We start from the raw sequence: 25506 nt of genomic DNA, 5'->3' as shown, positions 1-25506 counted from the left end.
GTATATCCTCCCCGGCATAAGCCGCTTCATGCGCGCATAGGGTGATTATACCAAACCACGGAAGGGATGCGCTGCGGCGAATGAGAGGATATTACGGGGATCGACAGTTGCGGATGGTCGGCAAGGCATGGGAAATTCGGGCGAGGCTTCGCTCGATGCGCAAGGAGGCCGGCGGAGGCGAGGATGCTAGACTCGAAACATGGCTCCGAGAGGCGGCCGCGGCCGCCGCCGCCCCGAGCGAGACGGCGACGGCGTTCGCGGAGGTGCGCGCGTCGTCCGCCCCGGCCGCCCGGACGGCGGACGCCGCTTCGCCGACCCGCGCCGTCGCTCCCGGACGCCGTCCCTACGACGATCGAGCGTATCCGATGGCGTAGGGCCGCGTCCGTCACCCGAGCCGGCGAAGCGCCATCGCCTGCTGCGGCGCGAGCTCGACGACGCCTTGCACCGTCGCGTCCGTTAGCAAGTCCTCGTAAGCTGCCGGCAACGGCAGCTTCTTTGCGTCGTCGGCATGATTGAGGACGAAGACGATTTCGCCGCCGTCGTCGCCGACGCGCGCCGCGGCTTCCACCCCGCTCGGCAGATCGGGCAGCGTCGGCTCCACGCCGGCTTCCCGGCAAATCCGGTCCATGAGGATCGCGAGCCCTGCCGCGTCCGGCTCCGTGCCGATATAATACGCCGCGCCTTCGCCGTACGCGCGCCGCGTCGCGGCCGGAACGCCCGCGAGGTAACGATCGGCGTAGACGACGATCGGTTCGGCTTCGATCGGCTCGACCGCGTCGAACCAGACGTTCGCCGCCGTTACCCGTCCGTCCTCGACGAAACGCAGCCGGTTCGGCAAATCCTCCTCGAGGACGCCGTACGTTTCGATCTCGATGCCCAGCAGCTCGCGGAACGCGCCCGGCAGCTTCTTCAGCGAGATCGAATTGTCGAGCTCCTTCGCGCCGGCCCGGAAATCCATCGCGAGGCGTCCGCCGCGGCGGACGAAGCCGTATAAGCGCTCAACGCTTTCCTCCGTCGCCATCATGAGATTCGGGGCGACGACGAGCGCATAATCGGCGAGGTCCGCTTCCGGCGAGACGATGTCGACCGCGATGCTCCGGTCGAAGAAGTACCGATAGTACGTCTCTAGGTGTCTCATATATTCGTAGTTTTTGGCATGCGGCTGGAACTCGAACGCCCATTCGTTGTCGTGGCAGCGCACGATAGCGACGCGCGGCTTCGGCGTCGTGCGGGCGAGCAGCGGCGCAAGCCGCTTCAGCTCGGCGCCGATCTGCTTCGCTTCCTCGTACCGCGGGCCCGGAGCGCCGTGATGCTGCAAGATGCCGTGCCAATACTCTTCGATCGACACGTTCAACGTCCGCCACCGGAAATACACGATCGCGTCCGCGCCGTGCGCGACCGATTGCAGCGTCCACCGCCGCATCTCGCCGGGCACCGGCGTCGGACCCGTCGTCACCGCGCCGGGCGCCCCGCTCTGGTGCTCGAGAATCCAGAAATTCGATTTCTTCAGGCTTCTCGTCAGGTCGTGGGCGGCCGCGGCATACGCCGGACGGTCGACGCGCGTCGATTTCAAATTCGGGTAAATGCCGGTCGAGACGATATCGAGCCCCTTCACCTGCTCGTAGCCGTCCACATGATTGTATTTGCCCATTAAGTTTGTGGTGACCGTATGCCCCGGCGCATGCTTCCGCAGCAGCTCCTCCTGCATCCGCTGGAACGAAATGACCGAATCGGACGAGAACCGATAGAAGTCCAGCGCGAAGCCCGGATTGTGGTGCTGGTGTACGGCGTACGTCGGCAGATGGACTTCGTCCCAGTTTCGGTACGTCTGGCTCGAGAAGACGGTGCCCCATGCCTTGTTGACGGCGTCGATCGTGCCGTATTTCCGGCGCAGCCAGTCCTTGAACGCGACGAGACAGCTGTCGCAGTAGCAACGGGCGGTATCGATCATGCCCATTTCGTTGTCGATCTGCCAGCCGACAATGCGGTCGCTTCCGGCGTAATGGGACGCCATACGTTCGACGATCCGGGCCGCGTAACGCCGGAATGTCTCGTTATTAAAGCAATAATGCCGGCGGGCGCCGAAGCCTCTCTTCCGCCCGAACATATCCCGTTGGTACATGTCGGGATGTTTGTCCATCAGCCATTTCGGCGGTCCCGCGGTCGGCGTTCCGAGGATGACGGCGATCCCGTTCTCCTCCATGAGCGCGATCGCGCGATCCAGCCAAGCGAAATCGAAAGCGCCGTCCTCCGGCTCCATGCGGGCCCATGCGAATTCCGCCATGCGCACGACGTTGAAGTGCGCCTCCCGCATCATCGCCGCATCGATCGGCCAACGCTCCTCCGGCCATTGTTCCGGGTAATAACATGCTCCGTATAACATGAAGTTCCCTCCTGTTCTCGCGAAAGCCGACGCGCCTCTTCCTTTCGCCTAAAGCGAAAGGCAGACGTTTTCTGCGTTCCCATCGGTTCGATCGCATCGGTTTCATTATCGCTTGGAAGCGCTTCAGGGACAACCCGCGAACATAAAGGTCGGACGCGCCATTGACCGCAAATCGACAGGCTCCCCCGGCCGGGACCTTCTCTCCCCTTGGAATCGGCAATGCAAAAAGCCGAGGCGACCCGCTTCGCGGTCGGCCTCGGCCCGGCATCCTGTTTCGCGCTCCTGGGGGCTATTCGACTTTCACCTTCGTCGACTGCTCGATAATCGCCACGACCATGCGGGCCGCGCCGACCAAATCGGAGACCCGGATTTGCTCCTTCGGCGTGTGAATGTGCTCGTAGCCGATCGCAAGATTGACCGTCGGCACGCCCATGCCGTTGAATATGTTCGCGTCGCTGCCGCCCCCGGACGGGAACGTGCTCCACGGAATGCCCAGCGACTCGAAGGCGTCGGCCGCGACGCGCACGACCGGCGCGTCGTCGTCGAATTTATAGGCGGGATACAAGTAAGTTTCCTGAAAATCGTACGTCGCCCCGAACTCCTTCGTCGCCGAATCGAACGCTTCGCGCATCTTCGCGATTTGCGCCGTCATCTTCTCGTTCACGAGGCTCCGCGCCTCCGCCGTGATCACGACATGGTCCGCGACGACGTTCGTCTCGCCGCCGCCTTCGAACCGGCCGATATTCGCCGTCGTCTCGTGGTCGATGCGGCCGAGCGGCATGCGCGAAATCGCCTTCGCGGCGACCGTGATGGCGCTGATGCCGTCCTGCGGGTTCACGCCTGCATGCGCGGATTTGCCGATCACCGTGACGCGAAGCTTCGTCTGCGTCGGGCCCGCGGTACAAATTTCTCCGATCTTGCCGTCCGAGTCGAGGGCGAAACCGTACTTCGCATCGAGACGCGCCGGATCCATCGCGCGCGCGCCCATGAGCCCGCTCTCCTCGCCCGACGTGATGACGAACTGGATGCGGCCGTGCGGCAAGCCTTGCTCGTTCACGACGCGGATCGCTTCGAACATCGCGGCGAGACCCGCCTTATCGTCGCTCCCGAGAATCGTCGTGCCGTCGCTGCGGATGAAGCCGTCGTCGTCGACGCGCGGCTGAATGCCCTTGCCCGGAGCGACCGTATCCATATGCCCCGTAAACAAGAACGGCGCCACGTCCTCCATGCCCGGGGTGGCCGGCCACGTCGCGAACAAGTTCCCCGCGGCATGGCCCGTCTTCGCCGCGGTGTCGTCTTCTTCGACGGTCAGCCCGAGCGCTTCGAACTTCCGAATGAGCAAGTCGCAGATGGCGCGCTCCTGCTTCGTCTCGCTGTCGGTGCGGACCAGCTCGAAAAATTCGTCGATCAATCGTTGTTGCATCACCATTTACCGTTTCCTCCCGGCAAGTCGTTGCGTTACAATGAGTACAGGCTTCTTCGCCTCTTAAGAATCAGTAAAGGAGCGTGATCCCGTCATGGGCAATCGCGTATGGATCAAGGTGGTCGTCTGGGCGGTCCTCGTTTCGATGCTGCTGTCTACGATCCTTATGGGCGTCAGCATGGTCGGCGCCTAATACAAATTGGTGGATTCGTCGAAGCTTTCGAGATTTTCCTTCACCCGCTGCAAGAATCTGCCGCAGATGACCCCGTCGAGAATGCGGTGGTCGAGCGACAAGCACAGATTGACCATGGAGCGGACGGCGATCATGTCCTTAATGACGACCGGCCGCTTCACGATGGACTCGAACGTCAGAATCGCGGCCTGCGGGTAGTTGATGATCGGCTGCGACAAGATCGAACCGAACGAGCCGGTATTGTTGACCGTGAACGTGCCGCCTTGCATGTCGGACAGGGTCAGCTTGCCGGCTCTCGTCTTGCGCGCCAGCTCGTCGATTTCCCGCGCGAGGCCGGCGATGTTTTTCCGGTCGGCCTGCTTGATGACCGGCACCATGACGCTGTCCTCGGTGCCGACGGACAGCGACAAGTTAATGTCGCGCTTTACGATGATTTTGTCGACCGCCCACACCGAATTCATAATCGGGTAATCTTTGATCGCGTTGACGACGGCCTTCAGCATGAACGCCATGTACGTTAAGTTGACGCCCTCGCGCTTGATGAATTCGTCCTTCATCTTATTCCGGAGGTTTACCAGGTTCGTTACATCGACCTCGATCATCGTCCACGCATGCGGAATTTCGCTGACGCTTTGGCGCATGCGGCTTGCGATCGTGCTGCGGACCGGCGTCACGTCGATAAAGTATTCCCTGCCGTCGCCCTTCTCCATCTCGATGGACGGAATGCGCGGCTCCTGCGACAGATGCAAGCCCGTCGAGCGCACCGGCATCTCCGTCTCGTTCGCCGCCTGCGCAGGCGGCGCGGAAGCCGCGGCAGGCGCCGAAGTCGCCGCGGGGGCCGGGGTCGCCGCGGCGCCGGACGCGACGAACGTCAGCACGTCCTTGCGCGTGATGCGACCCTCGTGGCCGGTGCCGACGAGGCGCGCGTCATCCAGCCTTAGGCCGTGCTCTTCCGCGAGCGCCAGCACCGCCGGCGAATACCGGCGGCGCATCGCGCCGGCGGCCTCGGACGCGGCCGCGCCCGGCGTCCGCGCTCCCGCCGGCGCTTCGACTGTCGGTGCGCCGATCGAAGGCGCGCCGTCTTTCGACGCGACGGTGCAGAGCGCCTCGCCGACCGCCGCCTCTACCCCTTCCCCGACGAGCAGCCGGGCGATGACGCCCTCCACGGGGGACGGCATCTCGGTCGTCACCTTATCGGTCACGAGCTCGCAAATCACATCATATTGTTTCACGTAATCGCCAGGCGCAACCAGCCACTTGCCGACAGTCGCCGACACCAGGCTTTCCGCCAGGTGCGGCACCGTCACGGCGATTTCCGCGGCGCCATCGATCGTTTTCGTATCGTTCACGCTTATTGGCCACTCCTCTCCGCCCGCGTTAGTATAACGCCAACGCGCGCATCGCGTCTTTCAGCTTGTCTGCGCTAAGCAAGAAAAACTTCTCCGTCGTCGGGCTCGACCCGACCGCCGGCACGTCCGGACCGCAAAGCCGCATAATCGGCGCATCCAGCTCGTATAACAGCTCCTCCGCGATAATCGCGGACACCTCGGCGCCGACCCCGCCGGACTTATTGTCCTCGTGCGCGATCAATACCTTGCCCGTCTTCGCCGCCGCGGCGAGTATCGCTTCCTTGTCGAGCGGCTGCAGCGTCCGCAAATCGAGCACATGCGCGCTGATGCCTTCCGCCGCAAGCTGCTCGGCGGCGGCTAACGCGAAATGCACGGTCATCCCGTACGTAATGACGGTGACGTCGTCGCCTTCCCGCTTCACGTCCGCCTTGCCGATCGGCACGACGTAATCGCCTTCGGGCACTTCGCCGGAGATCGATAAATAACATTTCTTGTGCTCGAAATACAACACCGGATCCGGATCCCGAATCGCCGCCAGCATAAGCCCCTTAGCGTCGTACGGGGTCGAAGGCGCCACGATCTTTAGCCCCGGCGTGCCGAAAAACACCGACTCCGGGCACTGGGAATGGTACAAGGCGCCCCCGCCGGTGGCGCCGTACGGCGCGCGGACGACGATCGGGCAGCTCCAGTCGTTGTTCGAGCGGTACCGAATCTTCGCCGCCTCCGAAATAATTTGGTTCGTCGCCGGGAAGATGAAATCGGCGAACTGCATCTCGGCAATCGGCCGCATGCCGTGCATCGCCGCGCCGATCGCGACGCCCGCGATCGCGGACTCCGCCAGCGGCGTGTCCAGCACGCGATCCGGGCCGTACGCGTCGCGCATCCCCTTCGTCGCATTGAGCACCCCGCCTTTGCCGACGTCTTCCCCGAGCACGAACACGCGGGAATCGCGCCCCATCTCTTCGTGCATGGCGGAGCGGATCGCCTCTAAATATTTCATCGTTGCCATGCCGTTCCGCCTCCCCGCTCGCCCTCATCGTCGCCGTATACATGCAACAGCGTGTCCTCCGGCGCCGGATACGGCGCCCGCTCCGCATACTCGGCGGCTTCCTTCAGTTCTTCCGAAATGGCCTCCCGCAGCGACGCTTCCTTCTCGTCGTCCCATAGCCCTTGTTCGATCAAGTAATCGCGCAGCTTCGGAATGCCGTCCTTCGAGCGGTGCTCCTCGACTTCTTCCTTCGTTCGGTAGAGCAAGTCGTTGTCCGATGTCGAATGCGGCGAAATGCGATACATCATCGCTTCGATCAGCGTCGGCCCCTCGCCGGCGAGTCCGCGCTCGCGAGCCTCGCGGACGGCCGTGTATACCGCGAACGGATCGTTGCCGTCGACGCGGACGCCCGGGAAGCCGTAGCCGATTGCCCGGTCGACGATGCGGCCGGCGATTTGCTGTCGAACCGGCACGGAGATGGCGTACTGATTGTTTTCGCACATCAGGATGACCGGCAGCTTATGTACGCCCGCGAAGTTGCAGCCCTCGTGGAAGTCCCCCTGGTTGCTGGAGCCTTCGCCGAACGTCACGAACGCCACGCTCTCCTCCCCGCGCAGCCGCGCCGCGTACGCCGCGCCGACGGCATGGGGAACCTGCGTCGTCACGGGGCTCGAGCCGGTGAAGATGTTGAGCTTCTTATGGCCGAAGTGGCCCGCCATCTGCCGGCCGCCGCTGTTCGGATCCTCCGCCTTGAAAAACAGCGCCAGCATCAGCTCCCGCAGCGTCATGCCGACGGACAGGACGAAGCCGTAATCCCGATAATACGGGAAGAACAAATCCCGCCCCGGACGCAGCGCGAACGCGGCCGCGACCTGCGCGCATTCCTGGCCGATGCCGGACACGTGGAACGGCACCTTCCCCGCGCGCTGAAGCACCGTCGCCCGTTCGTCGTACATGCGAGCCGTCACCATCATTCGGTACATCTGTATCGTATCATCGTCGCTTAAGCCCGCTTGGACGTGCTTCGACGGCCCTCTCTTCAGCTCTTGCTCGTGAATCACAGGATCGCCTCCTTAAGACCGAGTGTTATGACCTGGTCATAAACCTTACTCGTTCATCTTACCGCCCGGCGAAGCGAGCGTCAACCGCCGCCGCCGCTTCTCCGAGCGCCTCCGACAATGTCGGGTGCGGATGAATAGCCGCCCCGATTTCCCAAGGCGTCGCCTCGAGCAGCTTCGCGAGCGACGCTTCGCCGATCAGCTCGGTCGCCCGCGGCCCGACGATATGGACGCCGAGCACGTCGCGCGTCGCTTCGTCCGCGACGATCTTCACGAAGCCCTCCGGCTCCCCGTAGACGAGCGCCTTGCCGTTCGCGCGGAACGGCAGCTTCGCCGTCTTCGCCGCTCGGCCGGCTTCCTTGGCTTGCCGTTCGGTGAGGCCGATGGAGGCGACCTCCGGATAGGAAAACACGCACTTCGGCACGCGCGCCGCGTCGTACGGCTTGTCCGCCACGCCGTACATGTGCTCCACGGCTACGATGCCCTGATAGCTCGCCGCATGCGCCATCTGCAGCCCGCCGACGACGTCCCCGATCGCGTAAATATGCGATTCGCTCGTCTGCATGCGGCCGTTGACACGAATCGCGCCGCGCTCGAGCGCCACGTCCGCGTTCTCGAGGCCGATGCCTTCCACGTTCGGCGCGCGGCCGACCGCGACGAGCAGCGCTTCCGCCTCGACGGCGATCCGCTCCCCGCCGCGCTCCGCCTCGATCCTCACTTCGCCCGCGTCTCCTGTCTCCCGCGTCCGCAGCGTCTCCGGCGCGACCTTCGCGCCCGTCAGCACCGTCACGCCTCGCTTCGCCAGCGCGGCGGCCACCTCGCGCGATACGTCCTCGTCCTCGCTCGGCAGCAGCCGATCGGCCGCCTCGAGCACCGTCACCTCGACGCCGAAGTCGTTCATCATCGACGCCCATTCGACGCCGATAATGCCGCCGCCGACGATCGCGAGCGATGCGGGCAGCCGCTCGAGCTCGAGCGCTTCGTCGCTCGTCAGCACGAACCGGCCGTCCGGCTCGAGCCCCGGAACGACGCGCGGCCGGGAGCCGGTCGCGATGATGAGCCGCTCGTTCACGAGCGTAACCGCCTCCCCGTCCGCCGTCTCGACGGCGATCGAACCCGTCCGCGGCGAGAAGATGGACGGTCCGACGAGCCGCCCCGTGCCGTAAACGACGTCGATCTTATTCGACTTCATCAGCTGCTGCAGCCCGCGGTGCAGCTGCTCGACGACTTCCGTCTTGCGCGATTGGACGCGGCCGAAATCGACGCCTGCGCCTCCCGCGACTTGTACGCCGAACTCGGCGCCGCGCCGCACCGTACGCAACACCTCCGCGCTTCGCAGCAACGCTTTGCTCGGGATGCAGCCCTTATGCAGGCATGTCCCGCCGAGCCCCGCCTTCTCTACGACGGCTACCGACTTCCCGAGCTGCGCCGCCCGAATCGCCGCCGCGTAACCGCCCGGCCCTCCGCCGAGCACTACAAGATCATATGTACGAGTCAATAGACGTTCCTCCAAAACTATGCTTACTATGATTCTATGTTATAATGAGCCGTTCATGAATTTGTTAGACTCTTTCTTATTGTACCCTTTTTTGCCGACGGCCGGATAGGGTAAAATGGATAAACAAGCGAGAACCCGAAAGGAACGCGTCCGAGATGCCAACGAAATTTTCCCGCTTCATCGCCGTCCTGCTGCTCGTCGTGCCGGGATGGATGGCTACGTACGGATTTTTGCTCATGAAAAATTCGGTCTTCGAATCGTTCGGACCCGGCGCCATGCCGTGGCTGAAATTCGCGGGCGGCCTGCTGCTGTTCGCGCTCGGCGTCGCCTTCATCGGCGGTTGGATTTTTTACCGGGACCGCAAGCGCAACTACGTCGCGCCGCGCTTTCGCGAAAAGAAAAAACAGCGCCCATAAGCCGCTGTTTTTTTTTATTTCGTTTTATTGAACGACGATTTTGGCCGTCATTTCCGTGTGACCTTCGCCGCACAAGATAATGCAAGTGATTTCGTATACTTCGCCCGCTTCGCCGAACGTCACTTCCTGCGACAGATGCGCGCCCTGCAGCTCGATGCCGAGGCCGCTGACCGAAATGCCGTGGAGGCCTTGGTCGTTCCGAAGCGCCAGCGTCATGGTCGAGCCCGCTTCGACGACGTACTCGTCCTTGTCGAAATCCCAGTTGCTCGCAACGATCTCCAGCGTGTTTTCCGCGGCGGCCAATTCCTCTTCGCTCGGCGGCTGCGGAAGCTCCGTGAACAAGAGGCCGATGCCGAGCGCAGCCGATCCGTAGAAGAGTACCGCCAAAATCCATTTGTGCATGTGATGTCTTCCCCCTCAAACAATATACATCCTATTATTATAAAGACTCGCTCGCGCTTTGGGAGAGCGCAGTCCCCGTCAAACATGGCGATTTTTCGAACGTTTGTAATATATCACACTCGTCCCCGCCGTGTAAAATGAGCGAACGCCCTTGCATAACGGCGCCCGAATGGCGTAAAATAAGAACATACATTCGGGTTGTGGGTGATGGCCATATGGCGAAGCAAGAGCGCATGCCGTTGATCCCGCCGGTCACCGCCGTCGACGAGCTCGGGACGATCAAGGAAGCGTTGATCCTCGGCTTGCTCCTGACGGTGTTCGACCGAGACATCAAGGTGCTGCAAGAGAGCAAGCTGAAGACGAAGGGTCCCTACGTCGACCTGCTGCAACGGGCCATGGACGGCGCGACGGCCGACCTGGCGCGTCTTCGGCGGCGGCTGAAGGAGAAGGGAATCAAGATGACGGAGGAACGGCGCGACGAGTCCGGCGTCGGCTGCGTCTACTGGTGCCGAGGCTATAAGGCGAGCTTCGAGATGCTTTGGCATTTCGCCAAGGCCGAGACCGAAGTGCGCATGCGCAAATATTTGGGGGAAGATATTCGCAAATACGTTCGGGACGATCTGCCCGACCATCTGAAGCCGCAGTGGCTGCTCGCCCCGGTGGCGAACCGGGGCGGCGCCGACGGGCGCTCACTTGGAGCGCCGGCGTCCTCTCGCGAACAGCTGGGCGAAGGCGAGCACGCCCGTCCAGACGAGCGCGGCCGACAGCGCGAGGAAAAACCAATCCCCGTTATCGAGCCCGAAATAGAGCAGTCCGTGCGCGGCGAATAAAATCAGGAACGCGAGCACCAGGTTCACCTTATTGATCCATTGCAGCAATCCGTTCATGCGTAATCCTCTCCTCGACAAATTCCGTACGATTCGTACCTCTATCCGTAGTGTTTCCGGAAGCCGAGGCCGCGATACGCCGAACGGGAACGCCGAGGGGAAAATTTCCTGCCTGACGAAGGATTAAAACGTCCACTCCCGGCCATAATATACTCAGACGGCGACGAGAGAGGTCGTGGTTACGTTGGAAGACGTAAGGAATTCAGCGGAACAGGACAGCCAAGAGGTTTCTCACTCGAAATAGAGGGCGAGGGATGTGCTAAAGACACGATGTGGCTTTAGACGTCATCGGCAGCAATGTCGGATTGCTTTTTCTATGGAAGTGAAATAAACCAACGGCGCCGTCGGAAGACCCGGGAAACCGGGTCTTTTTATGTTTCCGGGCAGCGGTTCCCCTGCAACTCTCGCGCCTTCTCGGACGTCTATCCCAAGAAGGCTCCGAAGGGGGAGACATTATGCGAAAGGCCGCAACCTTGTTAATCTTGCCATGCGCCGTCGCGCTTGCCGCCGCAATGACGACCGGCTGCGCCTCGAGCCCGGACGCCGCCGTCCGCGAACCGTACTGGGACTATAAACAGGGGATCGTCGCCGCCAAGGAACGCGGCCGAGTGCTCGTCGTGCGGCACCCGATGCCGGCGGGAGTCCCCCTAGAGGCCGTATTGGAGCAGGCGAAGCCGGACGCGATTTGGCTCGAGGCGGCCGAGCGGGACGTTCGCGCCCTGCAGATCGGCGATCGCGTCAACGTTACACTCGAAAGCGTCGACGGGTATGCGGTCGTGGATCAATCGTACCCGGCGCAAGCAAAGGCGCAGTCGGTGACGGCGCTGCCGTAAACGACGCAAAGAGAGCGCCCGGCATTCGCCCGGGCGCTCTTCCTTATGTAACGATCGATGATTATCCGACTTTATGCTCAATGCGCAGCTTGTCCGCGACCATCGCGATAAATTCGGAGTTCGTCGGCTTCGCCTTCGAGATGTTGATCGTGTACCCGAACAGATGCGATATCGAGTCGATGTTGCCGCGCGTCCAAGCGACCTCGATCGCGTGACGGATGGCGCGCTCCACGCGCGAAGGCGTCGTGCGATACTTCTCGGCGATCGCCGGGTACAGCGTCTTCGTCACCGCGCTGAGCAGCTCGATGTTGTTGTACACCATCGTAATCGCGTCGCGCAAGTATTGGTAGCCCTTGATATGCGCCGGCACGCCGACCTCATGGATAATGTTCGTGATGCTGGCGTCGAGGTTCAGCTTGCCCTGCGGCTTCGCCTGCAGCAAGGAAGGGCGCTTTCGCATCTGCGAACCGAACGCCGACAACGTTCCGCCGGAGACGACGCTTCCCGTCATCGTCGGCACGGGACCCGCGGCGAGCTGGCGAATGCGGCTGACGAGCACGTCCATGTCGAACGGCTTGAGGATATAGTACGACGCGCCGAGCTGAACCGCTTTCTGCGTAATATTTTCTTGGCCGAACGCGGTCAGCATGACGATCTTCGGCGCCGGGTCGAGATTCAGTTCGCGCAGGCGCTCGAGCACGCCAAGCCCGTCGAGGTGCGGCATAATAATATCAAGTATAAGGACGTCGGGCACGATGCCCTTCTCCTCGATCATCTCCATGACTTCTTCTCCGTTATACGCAACCCCTGCCACCGACAAATCTTCTTGCTCCCCGATGTATTCGGATAACAAATTCGCGAATTCCCGGTTATCGTCCGCCAACAACACTTCAATCTTGTGCAATTGCAAATCCTCCCTTAGACGTCTTAGGCACAGCTGGTAACGAACAGCCAATTTTTTTGGTCTTTAATGGATTCGACATAGGACCCCAAATTCCTTTTGTCGAAATTTATTTAATTTTCGACAAAAAAATACCCAAGGCGGGTTAACTCGCCTTAGGATTCGAATGAGCGTCCATGAGGATGTCCGCGTCGCGGAGCATCCATTCGATGAAGCAGCCGTACCCGCTGGTCGGATCGTTGACGAATACATGCGTCACTGCGCCGATCAGCTTGCCGTTTTGGATGATCGGGCTGCCGCTCATGCCTTGCACGATACCGCCGGTCTTCTCGACGAGGCGCGGATCGGTAATTTTCACGATCATGCCCTTCGTCGCCGGGAACGTCTGCTTCGCGACGTGCACGATCTCCACGTCGAATTTCTCGACCTTCTGGCCGCTGACGACCGTATAGATATGAGCCGGCCCTTCCTTCACCTCGTCCGCGAACGCGACCGGAATCGGCTCCTTCATGCTCGCGTACTCGGGCGCTTCGTACATTTTCCCGAAGATGCCGAAGTCCGTATTTTTGCGAATGTCGCCTAGCACCTTGTCTTCGTCGATCAGCACCGCCCGCTTCTCGCCCGGCTCGCCGTTCTCGCTCTTGTCGATGGACGTGACGTTCGAGTGGACGATTTGCCCGCCGCCGACGACGATCGGCGTTTGGGTGTCCATGTCGGTAATGACATGTCCTAACGCTCCGTATGCTTTCTGATCCGGCGCGTAGAACGTCAATGTCCCGACGCCCGCCGCCGAATCCCGGATATAGATGCCTAGACGGTACGCTTTGTCGCTCGGGTCATACACCGGGGTAATGGCCGTCTTCAGCTTCGCTCCGGCCCGAAGCACGACGAGCTCGATCGGCTTCCCCGCCTTACCCGCCTTCTGTACGATCGCCGCTACTTTGTTGACGTCGTTCAGCCGTTCGCCGTTCATCTCGAGGATGACGTCGCCGACATTCAGCTTCGCCTCTTCTCCGGGAGACACTTTGCCCTTCGATTCCGTCTGGACGAGATGGTGTCCGACGACGAGAATGCCTTTCGACTTGATTTTGACGCCGATCGTCTGCCCGCCCGGGATGACCTTCAAATCCGGGACCACATCGACCTTCACCGTTTTAAACGGAATTTTGCCGAACAGCTTCAGCTGCATCTCCGTTTGTCCGGCCTTGTGCGTGCGCAGCGAGATCGGCTGCTCCAGATCCAAGTCGAACGTCGGCGCCGTCGAGCCGTTTACCTGTACGATGTCTGGATCTTTGACCGAGCCGACGGCGTGCACGGGCATGCTCAAGGACAGCTCCTTCGCGTCGCCGGAAAACACATGGAGCGTCTCCGGGAACGAAGCGAATCGTTGAAACGGGGGGGACCATGTGATGAGACAAACGAGAAAGACGAGCATAAGTCCGAAAAGTTTTTTCTTGATGCCGGAATTCAAACGTCTCACGCTCCTTTTCGTTCCTCACGCCGTAAGGCACTTGGCGCGGTCGCCAATAACGTACCTATAAGGTATCCCCGCCCCGCTCGTTTTAAACTCGGAAATGATTCCTGAGCCCCCTACATCCAGGCTGACTTTCTGTCTTCCGCCAAGGCAAGCATTTCTTCCGCATGCCGCAACGTCGTGTCCGTCACTTCGACGCCGCCGAGCATGCGGGCGAGCTCCGCCGTCCTGGCCGCCTCGGACAGCGCGTTCACCTCGGTGAACGTGCGCTCCCCGCGCACCTTCTTCTCGATCGCGTATTGCGCGTCCGCCATGCAAGCAACCTGAGGCAGATGCGTAATCGCGAATACTTGCACCCGGGAGGCAAGGCGGGCCATCTTTTCGGCGATCGCCTGCGCCGCGCGGCCGCTGACGCCCGTGTCGACCTCGTCGAAGATGAGCGTCGGCACCCGATCGACCGCGGCGAAAATCGATTTCATCGCCAGCATCATCCGCGACAGCTCGCCGCCCGACGCGATCTTGGCGAGTCCGCGGAGCGGCTCGCCCGGGTTCGGCGCGATCAGGAATTCGGCATGATCCCACCCGTCCGGGCGGAAGGCGCCGTCCGAGCGCAGCTCGACCTGGAATCGCGTCTTCTCCATATGTAAGTCCTTCAGATGCTCCGTCAGCGCGGACGCCAGCGTCTTCGCGGCCGCGTGCCGCGCGTCGGTCAACGTGCGGGCGCGCTGCCTAAGCTCCTTCTCAAGCGTCTCGAGCTTCGCCGCAAGCTCCGCGACGCGCTCCTCTTGATGGTCGACGTTGTCGAGCTCGGCTTTAATTTTGGCCGCGTGCGCGAGGACGTCTTCGATCGTCTCGCCGTATTTGCGCTTCAGCCCGTGGAGGGTCTGCAGTCGCTGCTCGATGCGCTCGAGCTTGTCCGGGTTGAATTCGATGCTTTCCCGGTAATCGCGCAGCTGGAACGCCGCGTCCTCGAGCTGATAATACGCCGACTGCACCTGCTCGAGCAGCGGCTGCAGCGTCGCGGGATCGTACTTCGCGATGTCGGTCAGCCTTTGCATCGCGCGGGACACCGACTCCAGCCCCCGCTTCCCCCCGTATAACGCCTCGTAGCTGTCGTTCGCCGCCGCGAACAATCGCTCGCTATTCGCTAGTCTTTGCCTTTCCTCTTGAAGCGATTCATCCTCGCCGGGCTTCAGCCGCGCGGCGTCGATTTCCTCCCATTGGAAGCGGTATAAATCCGCGAGCTGCAGCGCTTCCTTGCCCGATCGGCTCGTCTGCTCCAGCAGCCGCTTCGTCTCGGCGTATCGATCGTACACCGCCTTGTACGCGCTCTTCGCGGCGGCGACGTCCGCCCCCCCGAAGGCGTCCAACCACTCCAGATGCCGGTCGACCCGCAGCAGCGATTGGTGCTCGTGCTGCCCGTGAATATTGACGAGCGTCTCGCCGAACGCGCGAAGCGCCTGCAGCGTGACTAGCTGACCGTTGATGCGCGCCGTGCTCTTCCCGGCCGCGGTCACCTCCCGCCGGACGAATACCGGTTCCTCCTCCGGCGCTTCGACGCCGTTGTCCCGCAGCACGTCCCGCGCCGGATGATCCCCCGGAACGTCAAAAAGAGCCTCGATCTCCGCTTTGTCGCATCCATGACGCACAAGGTCGGCCGAAGCTCTTCCTCCGATGGCTAAGCTTAACGCATCGATCAAAATCGACTTCCCCGCGCCCGTCTCCCCGGTAAAGACGTGAAACCCGGTACGGAACGACACGCGAACTTCTTCGATAACGGCTAGATGTTTAACCGAAAGCTCCAGGAGCAATCGCGATTCCCCCTATGTAAGCATACTGAGAATTTCGTCCACGACGCGGTTGCTCGCGTCGCCGCTGCGGCAGATGATCAGCACCGTATTATCGCCGCAGATCGTGCCCATGACGTCGGGCCAGTCGAGATTGTCGATCAACTCCCCGATCGTGTTCGCGGTGCCGGGGAGGCTCTTCATGACCACGAGATTGTCGGCGTGGTCGATCGAGCCGAAGTAATCGATCAACGCCCGCTTCAGCTTGAGCGCCGGATTGTATTTTTGATCCGACGGCAGCGAATACTTGTACCGCCCGTCCGACAGCGGCACCTTGACGAGCTGCAGCTCCTTAATATCCCGCGATACCGTCGCTTGGGTGACGGAGTATCCCGCGGAGCGCAGCGCGTCGACGAGATCGTCTTGCGTCTCGATCTCCCGTCCGGTAATGATTTCCCTGATTTTAATGTGCCGTTGCCCTTTCATAGCGCAGTCACAACTCCAACTCGAATCGTATTTGGTGAACCTGGCGGGACTTCGCGTCGACGTATAACACCCCGGCGGTGTCGTCGTACAATAATGCATACGGCAATAGCCGCTCCCGCACCGAGCTGCCTACGGTCAAGTCGATCGGCTTGCGCGAGCGCGCCACCTTCACGACGTAAACCCGGCCGTCCCGCTTCGCGAAATAATCGACGAACAGGCTGCTTCCGAGCGTTTTGTCATCGACGTGCACGACGGCCGACACTTTATGCTTGCCGTGCGTCACCTCGTACCCGTGGTCCGTCAGCAGCTCGGTGATGTCGTCCGGCTTCACCCGGCCAGCCGCGACGGGCGCTTTCACGTCCGGCGAACGATACAGCCACCTGCGGAACGCGATCCATCCCCAAATCGTCAATACGAGCAACACGAACGATAACACGAGCACGTCGTCGTTCAAAGCCGTGCACCTCCACCGTTACGTATTCGCGGCGGAGGCCCGGTTTCCTGCTATCTCCAATCGCCCCTGTACGGAAAATGGCCTACCCGCGCAGCAGCGCGGCATGCGCTTCGGCGACGACCGTTTCGGCGAGCCGTTCGATCTCGGGCCCCGCATCGGGCTTGTCCGCCCCCGGTTGAAGCGCTTCCGGCGTTCCGCGGCTCGGCGCGTCCCAGCGCCATAACGCCAGAAATTCGATATTTCCTTCGCCCCCCGTAATCGGGGAATACGTCAGCCCTTCCAACGCGAAGCCCTCGGCGTCCGCGAAGCCGAGCACTCGACGGAGCACGTCCCGGTGAACGCCGGCGTCTCGCACGATGCCGTTCTTTCCGACATGCTCCCGTCCGGCCTCGAATTGGGGCTTGATCAATGCGACCAATCGACCGCCGGGGGCAAGCAGCGCCTTCAGCGGCGGCAAGATCAGGCGGAGCGAGATGAAGGAGACGTCCGTCGCCGCGAACGTCGCCGGCGGACCGACGAGATCGGCCGGCGTCACGTATCGGAAGTTGACCCTCTCCATCACCCGTACGCGTTCGTCCTTCCGCAGCGACCAGTCGAGCTGGTTGTACCCGACGTCGATCGCGTAGACGAACGAGGCGCCATGCCGCAGCGCGCAGTCGGTAAAGCCTCCGGTGGAGGCGCCGATGTCGATCATGACGACGCCGGTCAGGTCCAGGCCGAAGTGGCGAATCGCCTTCTCCAGCTTCAATCCCCCGCGGCTGACGTACGGATGCACGTCGCCCTTCACCGTAAATTCGCTGGTCGCGGGGACCTTCATGCCCGCCTTCTCGAGGCGGGTCCCCTCTAAAAAGACAAGGCCAGCCATGACGGCGGCCTTCGCTTTTTCTCTCGTTTCGAAATAGCCCCGCTCCACGAGCAAGACGTCGATGCGTTCTTTTCGGTTCGTTTCGGACATCGCGTTCTTCCCCGTCTCTCTTTACGTGTTCGTTCCGGTCATGAGCGGCTTCACGGCGGAGGCGCCTCGCTTGCCCGGGCGGAGCGCCCGGACCGACGCAGCCAGCCGTTCCGCCGTGAGACCCACCTCGACGCGCTGTTCGTGGATCGAGCCGTGCTCGACGAAGACGTCCGGCACGCCCATCACGCGCACCGGCACGCCATACGCCCCGTTCGCGGCGAGCCATTCCAAGACGGCGCTCCCGAAGCCTCCGGCCGCCGCCCCCTCCTCGATCGTGACGATCGGAAGCCCTTCCTTGGCGAGGAAGCTCAACATCGTATCGTCGAGCGGCTTCAGGAATCTCGCGTTCACGACGCGCAGCGACACGCCTTCGGCCGCGAGCGCTTCCGCCGCCTCGAGCGCCACGCGCACCATCGGCCCGACCGCGAGCGCGACGGCGTCGTCGCCCTCCCGCACCGTCTCCCACGTGCCGAACGGAACGAGGCGAAGCTCGTCGCTCCAGTCGACGCCCTCCCCTTGAATGCGGGGATACCGAACGGCGATCGGACCGTCGTCGTACCGGATCGCGGTATAGAGCATATGGCGAAGCTCGTTTTCGTCCTTCGGCATCATCACCGCGATGTTCGGCACATGCCGTAAATACGCGATATCGTACACCCCGTGATGCGTCTCGCCGTCCGGGCCGACGAAGCCGGCGCGGTCGATCGCGAAGACGACGTTGAGGTTCTGGCGGCAAATATCGTGCACGACTTGATCGTACGCGCGCTGAAGGAACGTAGAATAGACGGCGAACACCGGCTTCATGCCTTCCATCGCGACCGCGCCGCATAACGTGGCGGCGTGCTGCTCGGCGATACCGACGTCGAGCATCCGATTCGGGAAGCGATCCGCGAATTTCAGCAGGCCGGAACCGCCCGGCATCGCCGGCGTCACGGCGACGATGCGGTCGTCCTTCTCCGCCAATTCGATCAGCGTCTTGCCGAACACCTCGGTATACATCGGGGGTCCCGACGATTTAACGACCTGCCCGGACTCGATCTTGTACGCCCCGAGGCCGTGCCACGTGTGCGAGTCCGCTTCCGCCGGCGCGTAGCCTTTGCCCTTCGTCGTGACGACGTGCACGAGCACCGGTCCTTCCACTTTCTCCGCCTGGCGGAACGTTTCAAGCAGCAGGGGAAGGTTATGTCCGTCCACCGGGCCGAAATACGTATACCCGAGCTCCTCGAACAGCATGCCGGACATGACCAAATACTTTAGGCTGTCCTTCAGCTTTTCGGCCCAAGCCGCGAGCGTTCCCCCGATGGCGGGAACTTTCTTCAGCAAGGTTTCGACTTCTTCTTTGGCTTTTATGTATGTTTTGTCGGAGCGGACCTTGGTTAAGTAGTTATGCAGCGCCCCGACGTTCGGCGCGATCGACATTTCGTTGTCGTTCAAGACGACGGTAAGATTTTTCTTCTCGTGGCCGATATGGTTCAGCGCTTCGAACGCCATCCCGCCGGTGAGGGCGCCGTCCCCGATGATGGCGACGACCTTGTGACGCTTCCCTTGCAGGTCGCGCGCGACCGCCATGCCCATCGCGGCGGACAAGGAGGTAGAGCTGTGTCCCGCCTCCCACACGTCGTGCTCCGACTCGGAGCGTTTGACGAAGCCGCAAAGCCCTTTGTACTTGCGCAGCGTCGGGAATCGAGCCTTCCGCCCTGTCAGCAGCTTGTGGACGTAGGCTTGGTGGCCGACGTCGAAAATCAGTTTGTCGTTCGGGCTGTCGAACAAGTAATGCAGCGCGATCGTAAGCTCTACGACGCCGAGATTGGGGGCGAGATGCCCGCCGGTCGCCGACAATGTCGTAATGAGAAATTCGCGAATTTCTCCCGCCAGCCGTTCCAGTTCGGCGAGATCGAGCGATTTCAGATCGCTAGGCTGATGTATCCGATCGAGCAGCACGTTTGTTTCCCCGCTTTCCGTTGATTTTCTTCCTGCCGCCGCCGAGTACGCGCACGCCGAGCCGGTTTTCCAATAAATAAAACAACCGCCCGATCCACAATACGATCGGAATCGAATAGTGAATGGCGAAAGACTTGCCGACGGCTTTGCCGCCGACGGTCAGCGCCGAGACGACCGCCGAGAAGACGACCGTCGCCGCGGCGGTCAGCCACCCCTCGCCTTCGGGCGCCGAGCCGATCATCTTGACGACGACGAGCGCGGACGCCGTACCGCTGATAATGCCGCAGATGTCGCCGACGACGTCGTTGCAAAAGTTGGAGAATCGGTCGGCGTTGCGGACGATGAAGATGGATTGCTTCGCGCCGGGCACTTTCTCGGCCGCCATCGCATGGAACGGACGCTCGTTCGCCGAGGCCGAGGCGATCCCCATCATGTCGAAGAGGATGCCGATACATACGATGAACAACACGATGAGCGCCCCGGCCGCCCAGACGACGCCTTGCAGCATCGCCGTGGAGACGACCGAAAACACGCTCGCCAAGACGAACGTAATTATGGAAATAAAAATACTCCATCGCATGGAGTGCTTCCAGATCGATTTCAAAATTGTCGGGTCCTCTCTAAGGAATGGAGGAGTGGCAGCTTCCTGAGTAAATGCTGTGGCTTAGGTCCAGTAGGTTTTCCCAAACGATCACCCCCCGTCGCCGGCAGGGCGGTTCCCCTTTAAGACCGTCTTGGCGTCGTTGCCGCGCGCCAGACTGGATTACCACTTAGTCCACACTATAATCCCCAAGAAGCCCTATGGTTATGACAGTCTAGGAGTTTTCCTCGGCGGCTCAAGAACCGCTTCTTAGCCTCTTTTGCAGACCAGATTTCATATAGCGTGGGTCGCCGAAGCTCTTGGCCGAGAGCCGTCCGCGCCTATATCTATACTCCCTGCTGGCCCACTCAAGGCAGGCTACGCTGTGCCGTTCCGCTCGTAGATCGATAAGTGATAAGGACCACATCGGAATTACGAGAGGCACGGCAGCAGGTTCATACCCCGAGCCATGGCCGGTCGCTTGATCGTCGGCAAGACGACAAGACCGCCGCCACGCACTTGGGCCTCCGCGGAAGCAGGGTCAACGCCCGCATGCCATTGCGGATCGCCCCGCAACCTTAACTCCCACCACCAGCCCCCGACTGGGCGTCGAAAGCCGGCACCAGGAACTTCATCGATGTGCCCTTCGGCGAATTTTTAGGCTCGCCCTCAAAGCGGTAGGCCGACTAGAATACTGCGCCACTCCGGATTCCTGCCGTTATTATACCACACTCGGAAAAGGTCGCTCAATGGAAGTCGCCGAACGATAGGGAAAGTTCTGCTTCCGCGCCCATGCAGACCGCATGCCCGCCCCTGCGCAAAACGTTGCCGCGAGAACGCGAAAAACCGCCGCGCCCGAAGGAAACTTCGGGTCCGCGGCGGTTGTCCGCGACGCGCTGAGGCGTCTAATATTCGCGTTGAATTAAATAATCCGCGAGCTGCAGCAGCCGCTCCGGCGCCGGCAACGCACCCTCGACGGCCGCTTTGCCGGCCGCCGTCAGCTCGGCCACCTTCGCCCGGCTCGCCTCGAGACCGACGAGGTACGGGTACGTGACCTTGCGCTGGGCCACGTCGCTGTTCGTCGGCTTGCCGAGCTTCGCCTCGTCCCCGACCAGGTCGAGGATGTCGTCTTGGATTTGGAAGGCGAGGCCGATCGCTCTGCCGAACGCCGCGAGCGCGTCGAGCTGCTCGTCGGCCGCGCCGGCGACGATGCCCCCCGCGCGCAGCGACGCGACGACGAGGTCGCTCGTCTTGTGAAGGTGAATATACTCGAGCTCCGCGAGCGTCGTGTCGCCCTGCTCCCCGAGCATGTCGGCCGCCTGTCCGCCGACCATGCCAGGCGCGCCGGCGTACGCCGACAGCTCCTTCACGACGCGAAGCGCCGCCGCGGCCGAGACGCGCGGCCGGCGCTCGGGCATCGTCGCAAGCACGTGGAACGCATGCGTGAGCAGCGCGTCGCCCGCAAGGATGGCCATCGCTTCCCCGAATACCTTATGGTTCGTCGGGCGTCCGCGGCGAAAGTCGTCGTCGTCCATCGCCGGCAAATCGTCGTGGATCAGCGAATACGTATGAATGAGCTCGACCGCGCAAGCGGCCGGTATCGCGTCCTCGGGGGAGCCGCCGACCGCCTCCGCGGCGGCGAGCGCGAACGCCGGCCGAAGCCGCTTCCCGCCGGCGAGCAGCGAATAAGCCATCGACTCCCGCAGCGGCGCCGGCACGTCCCAAGCGATCGGCACGATATTCGCCAGCTCGTCCGCGATGCGGGACGCCACCTCGGAGATGAATGCTTCTACCGAAGCTCTGGGCTCGCTACTCAAGCGCATCCCCCTTGTCGAGCGAAGCCGCGAACGGCTTCTTGACGGTCTGACCGTCCTCTTCCAGCAGCATCTCGATTTTCCGTTCCACGGTTTCGAGCTTCTGGCTGCAAATGCGGGACAGCGTCATCCCTTCCTGAAACAGCTCGATCGCCTGCTCGAGCGGCACGTCGCCGCTCTCGAGCTTCGCGACGATCGTCTCGAGCTTCTCCATCGCTTCCTCGAAGCCGATCGTCGCCCCAGCGTCCTTCGTATCACTCACTTGCCTGCTCTCCCTTCATCGACCACACGGTGCAATCCAGCTCTCCGTCCGCGAGCCGCACCCGCACGGTGTCCCCGGGCTGTACCGCCCCGACGGATTTGATCAGTCGTTGTTTATCGTCATATACAAGGCTGTAGCCTCGCTGCATGACCTTCAGCGGACTCAACGCGTCCAAGCGCCTCGCCTGCATCTCGAACGCATGCCCGCTCTCCTTCATGATCGCGTTCATTCGCTGCAGCAGCTTCAGCTTCGCCATATCGAGACTTTTCGACGCCTGCCTGGCGGCTTCCCTCGGGCTCGCCGACGCCAGCCGGCGGTCGAGCCGTCCGAACCGCTCGCCGGACGAACGCAACGCCGTTCGCGCGTGGAAGGCGAGCGCGGCGGCGTACCGATCGAGCCGCTCCGTCTGCTGCATCATGAGCTGCCGTTTCGGGTTCGTGAGGAACGGCGAGCGCCGCAGCCGCTGCAACGCTTCGCGCTTCGCCCCGACCGATGCCGCGACCGCGACCGTCATGCGTTGACGCAGATGCATCAGCTCCTGCCGCAGCTCCATGCGGCTCGGCACGGCAAGCTCCGCGGCCGCCGTCGGCGTCGCCGCGCGCAAATCCGCGACGAAGTCGGCGATCGTCGTATCCGTCTCGTGGCCGACCGCGGAGATGATCGGAATGTCGGATGCCGCGATGGCGCGCGCGACGGACTCTTCGTTGAACGCCCACAATTCCTCTAACGAGCCGCCGCCGCGTCCGACGATTAAGACGTCGACCTCGCGGCGCTCGTTCATGGCGCGTATCGCCTTGACGATCGACGGCGCCGCCGCGGTCCCTTGCACCGATACCGGGTACAAGAGGATCGGTACGCCGGGGTTTCGCCGCTGCAGCGTAATGATAATGTCCCGCACCGCCGCGCCCGTCGGCGACGTCACGACGCCGATCGCCGTCGGGAACGCCGGGATCGGCTTCTTCCGCGAAGCCGCGAACAACCCTTCTTCTTCGAGCTTCTTCTTCAGCTGCTCGAATGCGAGGTAGAGGCTGCCGATGCCGTCGGGTTGCATGGCGTTGACGTACATCTGGTACTGCCCGTCGCGTTCGTATACCGACACGCTGCCGTTCGCGATCACCTTTGCGCCTTCCTTCGGCGCGAACGGCAGGCGCGAGGCTTGTCCGGCGAACATGACGCACTTGATGCGGCTGTCCTTATCCTTCAACGTAAAATATAAGTGCCCGCTGGAATGCCGCGTATAATTCGAAATCTCGCCTTGCACCCAGACGTTCTGGAGAACGGCGTCGGCATCCATCTTCATTTTGATGTAACGGGTTAAGTCCCGGACCGAAAATACTTTCTTGTTGCCGCTCACCGCGCGGACACCGCCGCCGCCTTCCGGGCCGCTTCGACCGTGTTCTTCATCAGCATCGCGATCGTCATGCGGCCGACGCCCCCCGGCACCGGCGTAATCGCCGAGGCGACTTCCTTCACCGCGTCGAAATCTACGTCCCCGGCGAGTTTACCGTCCTCGAGCCGGTTGACGCCGACGTCGATGACGACCGCGCCCGGCTTAACGAAGTCGGCCGTTACGAATTTCGGCTTCCCGATCGCCGCCACGATTACGTCGGCCTCCCGGGTGACTTCCGGCAGGTTCGCCGTCCGGGAGTGGCATACGGTGACCGTCGCGTTCTCGCGAATGAGCAGCGCCGCCATCGGCTTGCCGACGATATTGCTGCGTCCGATGACGGCGACGCGTTTGCCGTCGACCGAGAGGTTCGTCGCGCGCAGCATCTCGATGACGCCTGCCGGCGTACACGGCAGGAAGCCGTCGTCGCCGATAAGCAAGTTGCCGACGCTGATCGGGTGGAAGCCGTCTACGTCTTTCTCGACGGCGATCGCGCCGATCACGGCCTTCTCGTCGATATGTGCCGGCAGCGGCTTCTGGACGAGGATGCCGTGGACGTCGGCGCTCGCGTTCAGCAGCCGGATCAAGCCGATCAGCTCGTCCTGCGGCGTATCCGCGGCGAGTCGATGCACCTCCGAGTAGATGCCGAGGTCGACGCACGCCTTTTCCTTATTTCGCACGTACACCTGAGAGGCCGGATCCTCGCCGACCAATACGACTGCGAGCCCCGGCTTAGCGCCGGCCTCCGTCAGCGCCCGTACCTCTTCGCGCAGCTTGTCCAACAATTCGCTAGATATTTTCTTCCCGTCGATAATCGTAGCCGTCATGCGGATCGTCCTCCGTTCATCCCCTATTTCGATCGGAAGCTCTCTAGGCGTTCGCTCTCGCCTTGAGCGCGTCCACTTCCTTTAACATCTTGCCGAGCACCCCGTTCACGAATTTACCCGACTCTTCCGTGCCGAAGTGCTTCGCTACTTCGATCGCTTCGTTCACCGCGACCTTCGGTGGCACATCGTCGGAATAGACCATCTCGTAGACGGCTAAGCGCAGCACTTCCCGGTCGACGCGAGAGAGCCGGTCGACCTGGTAGCCTTGCAAGTACCCTGTCAGCATCCCGTCGATTTCCGGAATGCGGGGCACGAGCCGCTCGAGCACCGCGCGCACGTACGCGAGCAGCGCGTCGGCGTCGGTGACGTCCGTTCCGGATTCGTTATCGCTCAGCGCTTCTTCCATCGCGGCTTGCAGCGCTTCCCCCGCCGGCACGCGATTCATCTCCATTTGATACAAGCATTGCACCGCGACGATGCGCGCGGACCTTCGCTTCATCCGTAACATCCTCCTAAGCGATTATAAACGACTACGCCGCCCCACCGGGACGGCTACGTTTATCGAGACGATTCCCGAACCTTATGCGTTCCTTCTCCGTTCGAATCGCGGATATCCCTTCGACTAGGGCTTCAGCGATGCCATCGTTCCGAAAACCAGCGGGCGATGGCGTTTCTATCCAACCATTTTTCCCGATTGTCCGATTTTAAACCCAGCGTATACCCCGCGAAGCCGATCAAGCCGAAAGCGAGCATATCCCAGAAGCCCCAGAACAAATACACGACGCCGAGCAAAATTCCGGCAGCGGTGCCTGCGACTCTTCCGACGCGCCCGTCCCGAACCCATGCCAGCAGCGCCTCCGCGATTGTTGTCCACATCGGCGCCACCTACTCTACTCGAGCCTTGAACGATTGGGATTGCACGACGTTCGCGACGTACACCGTTACGGTGGCGACCGGAATCCCCGTAATGTCCTCCACATGCTCCTTGACGCCCCGCTGCATCTCTTCGGTCAATTGTTGAATCGACGATTCGCCGTCGACGACCGAGCGCAGCTGAATGTCGAGCCCGCTGTCGTCGACGCGGACGCGCGCGCGCAGCTCCTTCACGCCTCGGACGCGATTCGCCGCCTTAAGCGCCAAGTTCTCGACCGTCTCGAGCGAGATGCGAATGTCGCCGAACTCGGTCCGCTGGTCGATCGAGCCGCTTC

At 62.1% G+C, this 25506-nt stretch carries 27 protein-coding genes; 5 read left to right on the top strand and 22 right to left on the bottom strand.

Translation table 11 applies throughout. From position 1 onward, the window contains the following. Positions 1-80 precede the first annotated feature (80 nt). Positions 81-374 (top strand): Z-ring formation inhibitor MciZ, encoded by a 294-nt coding sequence (gene mciZ, locus VEZ38_RS02790; RefSeq protein WP_324891735.1) that lies wholly within the window; start codon positions 81-83, stop codon positions 372-374. Between the two features lie 11 nt (positions 375-385). On the opposite strand, the gene VEZ38_RS02785 is transcribed toward mciZ, so the two are convergent. Beyond that, positions 386-2383: a beta-galactosidase gene (locus VEZ38_RS02785; protein WP_324891733.1), complete on the bottom strand. Its 1998-nt coding sequence runs from the start codon at positions 2381-2383 to the stop codon at positions 386-388. 289 nt (positions 2384-2672) lie between these two features. Beyond that, complete coding sequence (locus tag VEZ38_RS02780) at positions 2673-3812, bottom strand: M20/M25/M40 family metallo-hydrolase (protein ID WP_324891731.1); 1140 nt, start codon at positions 3810-3812, stop codon at positions 2673-2675. An 88-nt stretch (positions 3813-3900) separates the two neighbouring features. Here VEZ38_RS02780 and prli42 point away from each other — a divergent pair, with 88 nt between their 5' ends. Then, positions 3901-3999 carry a stressosome-associated protein Prli42 gene (prli42, locus tag VEZ38_RS02775; protein ID WP_324891728.1) on the top strand — a complete coding sequence of 33 codons (99 nt, stop codon included), beginning with the start codon at positions 3901-3903 and terminating at the stop codon, positions 3997-3999. Here the strand turns inward: prli42 and VEZ38_RS02770 are convergent. The 4 genes from VEZ38_RS02770 to lpdA all read right to left on the bottom strand — a co-directional run bounded on the left by VEZ38_RS02770 (position 3996) and on the right by lpdA (position 8892). Beyond that, the gene (locus tag VEZ38_RS02770; RefSeq protein ID WP_324891726.1) at positions 3996-5348 is read right to left on the bottom strand and encodes a dihydrolipoamide acetyltransferase family protein; all 1353 of its coding nucleotides are present in this window, start codon (positions 5346-5348) and stop codon (positions 3996-3998) included. The two genes, prli42 and VEZ38_RS02770, sit on opposite strands and share 4 nt — an antisense overlap. Positions 5349-5376: 28 nt before the next feature. Further along, positions 5377-6357 carry an alpha-ketoacid dehydrogenase subunit beta gene (locus VEZ38_RS02765; RefSeq protein WP_324891724.1) on the bottom strand — a complete coding sequence of 327 codons (981 nt, stop codon included), beginning with the start codon at positions 6355-6357 and terminating at the stop codon, positions 5377-5379. Further along, positions 6345-7394 (bottom strand): thiamine pyrophosphate-dependent dehydrogenase E1 component subunit alpha, encoded by a 1050-nt coding sequence (locus VEZ38_RS02760; protein ID WP_324891849.1) that lies wholly within the window; start codon positions 7392-7394, stop codon positions 6345-6347. Before VEZ38_RS02760 ends, VEZ38_RS02765 begins: the two co-directional genes overlap by 13 nt. Positions 7395-7455: 61 nt before the next feature. Continuing rightward, the gene (gene lpdA / locus VEZ38_RS02755; protein WP_324891721.1) at positions 7456-8892 is read right to left on the bottom strand and encodes a dihydrolipoyl dehydrogenase; all 1437 of its coding nucleotides are present in this window, start codon (positions 8890-8892) and stop codon (positions 7456-7458) included. A 155-nt stretch (positions 8893-9047) separates the two neighbouring features. Here lpdA and VEZ38_RS02750 point away from each other — a divergent pair, with 155 nt between their 5' ends. Then, the gene (locus VEZ38_RS02750) at positions 9048-9308 is read left to right on the top strand and encodes a DUF2627 domain-containing protein (RefSeq protein ID WP_324891719.1); all 261 of its coding nucleotides are present in this window, start codon (positions 9048-9050) and stop codon (positions 9306-9308) included. A 24-nt stretch (positions 9309-9332) separates the two neighbouring features. On the opposite strand, the gene VEZ38_RS02745 is transcribed toward VEZ38_RS02750, so the two are convergent. Then, positions 9333-9710: a hypothetical protein gene (locus VEZ38_RS02745; RefSeq protein WP_324891717.1), complete on the bottom strand. Its 378-nt coding sequence runs from the start codon at positions 9708-9710 to the stop codon at positions 9333-9335. Positions 9711-9925: 215 nt separating this feature from the next. On the opposite strand from VEZ38_RS02745, the gene VEZ38_RS02740 reads away from it, so the two are divergent. Beyond that, positions 9926-10540 carry a hypothetical protein gene (locus tag VEZ38_RS02740; protein WP_324891715.1) on the top strand — a complete coding sequence of 205 codons (615 nt, stop codon included), beginning with the start codon at positions 9926-9928 and terminating at the stop codon, positions 10538-10540. A gap of 512 nt (positions 10541-11052) precedes the next feature. Continuing rightward, the gene (locus VEZ38_RS02735; protein ID WP_324891713.1) at positions 11053-11430 is read left to right on the top strand and encodes a DUF3221 domain-containing protein; all 378 of its coding nucleotides are present in this window, start codon (positions 11053-11055) and stop codon (positions 11428-11430) included. Between the two features lie 61 nt (positions 11431-11491). On the opposite strand, the gene spo0A is transcribed toward VEZ38_RS02735, so the two are convergent. From spo0A to amaP, 15 genes are all read right to left on the bottom strand, one after another. Next, positions 11492-12334 (bottom strand): sporulation transcription factor Spo0A, encoded by an 843-nt coding sequence (spo0A, locus tag VEZ38_RS02730; RefSeq protein ID WP_324891711.1) that lies wholly within the window; start codon positions 12332-12334, stop codon positions 11492-11494. Positions 12335-12476: 142 nt separating this feature from the next. Then, complete coding sequence (gene spoIVB, locus VEZ38_RS02725; protein ID WP_324891847.1) at positions 12477-13802, bottom strand: SpoIVB peptidase; 1326 nt, start codon at positions 13800-13802, stop codon at positions 12477-12479. Positions 13803-13921: 119 nt separating this feature from the next. Then, positions 13922-15616 carry a DNA repair protein RecN gene (gene recN, locus VEZ38_RS02720; protein WP_324891709.1) on the bottom strand — a complete coding sequence of 565 codons (1695 nt, stop codon included), beginning with the start codon at positions 15614-15616 and terminating at the stop codon, positions 13922-13924. Positions 15617-15628: 12 nt separating this feature from the next. After that, a complete protein-coding gene (gene ahrC / locus VEZ38_RS02715; RefSeq protein ID WP_324891707.1) occupies positions 15629-16078 on the bottom strand; it encodes a transcriptional regulator AhrC/ArgR in 450 nt (149 codons plus the stop codon). A gap of 7 nt (positions 16079-16085) precedes the next feature. Beyond that, on the bottom strand, positions 16086-16532 hold the full coding sequence (locus tag VEZ38_RS02710; protein WP_324891705.1) for a hypothetical protein: 447 nt from the start codon (positions 16530-16532) through the stop codon (positions 16086-16088). A gap of 82 nt (positions 16533-16614) precedes the next feature. Beyond that, positions 16615-17487: a TlyA family RNA methyltransferase gene (locus tag VEZ38_RS02705; RefSeq protein WP_324891703.1), complete on the bottom strand. Its 873-nt coding sequence runs from the start codon at positions 17485-17487 to the stop codon at positions 16615-16617. A gap of 21 nt (positions 17488-17508) precedes the next feature. After that, complete coding sequence (gene dxs / locus VEZ38_RS02700) at positions 17509-19428, bottom strand: 1-deoxy-D-xylulose-5-phosphate synthase (protein ID WP_324891701.1); 1920 nt, start codon at positions 19426-19428, stop codon at positions 17509-17511. Then, entirely contained in the window at positions 19400-20008 is a 609-nt protein-coding gene (locus VEZ38_RS02695) for a CNNM domain-containing protein (protein ID WP_324891699.1), read from the bottom strand. Before VEZ38_RS02695 ends, dxs begins: the two co-directional genes overlap by 29 nt. A 905-nt stretch (positions 20009-20913) precedes the next feature. Beyond that, positions 20914-21831: a farnesyl diphosphate synthase gene (locus VEZ38_RS02690; protein WP_324891698.1), complete on the bottom strand. Its 918-nt coding sequence runs from the start codon at positions 21829-21831 to the stop codon at positions 20914-20916. Beyond that, positions 21818-22084 (bottom strand): exodeoxyribonuclease VII small subunit, encoded by a 267-nt coding sequence (gene xseB / locus VEZ38_RS02685; RefSeq protein ID WP_324891696.1) that lies wholly within the window; start codon positions 22082-22084, stop codon positions 21818-21820. Before xseB ends, VEZ38_RS02690 begins: the two co-directional genes overlap by 14 nt. Next, entirely contained in the window at positions 22077-23438 is a 1362-nt protein-coding gene (gene xseA, locus VEZ38_RS02680; RefSeq protein WP_324891694.1) for an exodeoxyribonuclease VII large subunit, read from the bottom strand. The genes xseB and xseA overlap by 8 nt, the downstream gene beginning before the upstream one ends. Continuing rightward, on the bottom strand, positions 23435-24298 hold the full coding sequence (folD, locus tag VEZ38_RS02675) for a bifunctional methylenetetrahydrofolate dehydrogenase/methenyltetrahydrofolate cyclohydrolase FolD (RefSeq protein ID WP_324891692.1): 864 nt from the start codon (positions 24296-24298) through the stop codon (positions 23435-23437). Before folD ends, xseA begins: the two co-directional genes overlap by 4 nt. Before the next feature lie 43 nt (positions 24299-24341). Beyond that, positions 24342-24797 carry a transcription antitermination factor NusB gene (nusB, locus tag VEZ38_RS02670; protein WP_324891690.1) on the bottom strand — a complete coding sequence of 152 codons (456 nt, stop codon included), beginning with the start codon at positions 24795-24797 and terminating at the stop codon, positions 24342-24344. Positions 24798-24928: 131 nt separating this feature from the next. Continuing rightward, the gene (locus tag VEZ38_RS02665) at positions 24929-25174 is read right to left on the bottom strand and encodes a DUF2273 domain-containing protein (RefSeq protein WP_324891688.1); all 246 of its coding nucleotides are present in this window, start codon (positions 25172-25174) and stop codon (positions 24929-24931) included. A 9-nt stretch (positions 25175-25183) separates the two neighbouring features. Further along, on the bottom strand, positions 25184-25506 hold a 323-nt coding region (gene amaP / locus VEZ38_RS02660; protein WP_324891686.1), incomplete at its 5' end, for an alkaline shock response membrane anchor protein AmaP.

Origin of the sequence: Paenibacillus sp. (genome assembly GCF_035645235.1) — a bacterium.
Lineage (GTDB): Bacteria > Bacillota > Bacilli > Paenibacillales > YIM-B00363 > Paenibacillus_AE.
The sequence above is the reverse complement of the archived record's forward strand: the minus strand, read 5'-3'. Positions and strand labels throughout refer to the sequence as shown.

Bases quoted from the DNA above. Each gene is read 5' to 3' on its own strand.
- VEZ38_RS02780 (WP_324891731.1), bottom strand. From the start codon at position 3,812: ATGGTGATGCAACAACGATTGATCGACGAATTTTTCGAGCTGGTCCGC.
- VEZ38_RS02665 (WP_324891688.1), bottom strand. From the start codon at position 25,174: ATGTGGACAACAATCGCGGAGGCGCTGCTGGCATGGGTTCGGGACGGG.
- VEZ38_RS02750 (WP_324891719.1), top strand. From the start codon at position 9,048: ATGCCAACGAAATTTTCCCGCTTCATCGCCGTCCTGCTGCTCGTCGTG.
- VEZ38_RS02705 (WP_324891703.1), bottom strand. From the start codon at position 17,487: ATGTCCGAAACGAACCGAAAAGAACGCATCGACGTCTTGCTCGTGGAG.
- ahrC (WP_324891707.1), bottom strand. From the start codon at position 16,078: ATGAAAGGGCAACGGCACATTAAAATCAGGGAAATCATTACCGGACGG.
- nusB (WP_324891690.1), bottom strand. From the start codon at position 24,797: ATGAAGCGAAGGTCCGCGCGCATCGTCGCGGTGCAATGCTTGTATCAA.
- VEZ38_RS02690 (WP_324891698.1), bottom strand. From the start codon at position 21,831: ATGCGCTTGAGTAGCGAGCCCAGAGCTTCGGTAGAAGCATTCATCTCC.
- VEZ38_RS02735 (WP_324891713.1), top strand. From the start codon at position 11,053: ATGCGAAAGGCCGCAACCTTGTTAATCTTGCCATGCGCCGTCGCGCTT.
- prli42 (WP_324891728.1), top strand. From the start codon at position 3,901: ATGGGCAATCGCGTATGGATCAAGGTGGTCGTCTGGGCGGTCCTCGTT.
- VEZ38_RS02745 (WP_324891717.1), bottom strand. From the start codon at position 9,710: ATGCACAAATGGATTTTGGCGGTACTCTTCTACGGATCGGCTGCGCTC.
- VEZ38_RS02695 (WP_324891699.1), bottom strand. From the start codon at position 20,008: ATGCGATGGAGTATTTTTATTTCCATAATTACGTTCGTCTTGGCGAGC.
- folD (WP_324891692.1), bottom strand. From the start codon at position 24,298: ATGACGGCTACGATTATCGACGGGAAGAAAATATCTAGCGAATTGTTG.
- VEZ38_RS02740 (WP_324891715.1), top strand. From the start codon at position 9,926: ATGGCGAAGCAAGAGCGCATGCCGTTGATCCCGCCGGTCACCGCCGTC.
- VEZ38_RS02765 (WP_324891724.1), bottom strand. From the start codon at position 6,357: ATGGCAACGATGAAATATTTAGAGGCGATCCGCTCCGCCATGCACGAA.
- VEZ38_RS02785 (WP_324891733.1), bottom strand. From the start codon at position 2,383: ATGTTATACGGAGCATGTTATTACCCGGAACAATGGCCGGAGGAGCGT.
- mciZ (WP_324891735.1), top strand. From the start codon at position 81: ATGAGAGGATATTACGGGGATCGACAGTTGCGGATGGTCGGCAAGGCA.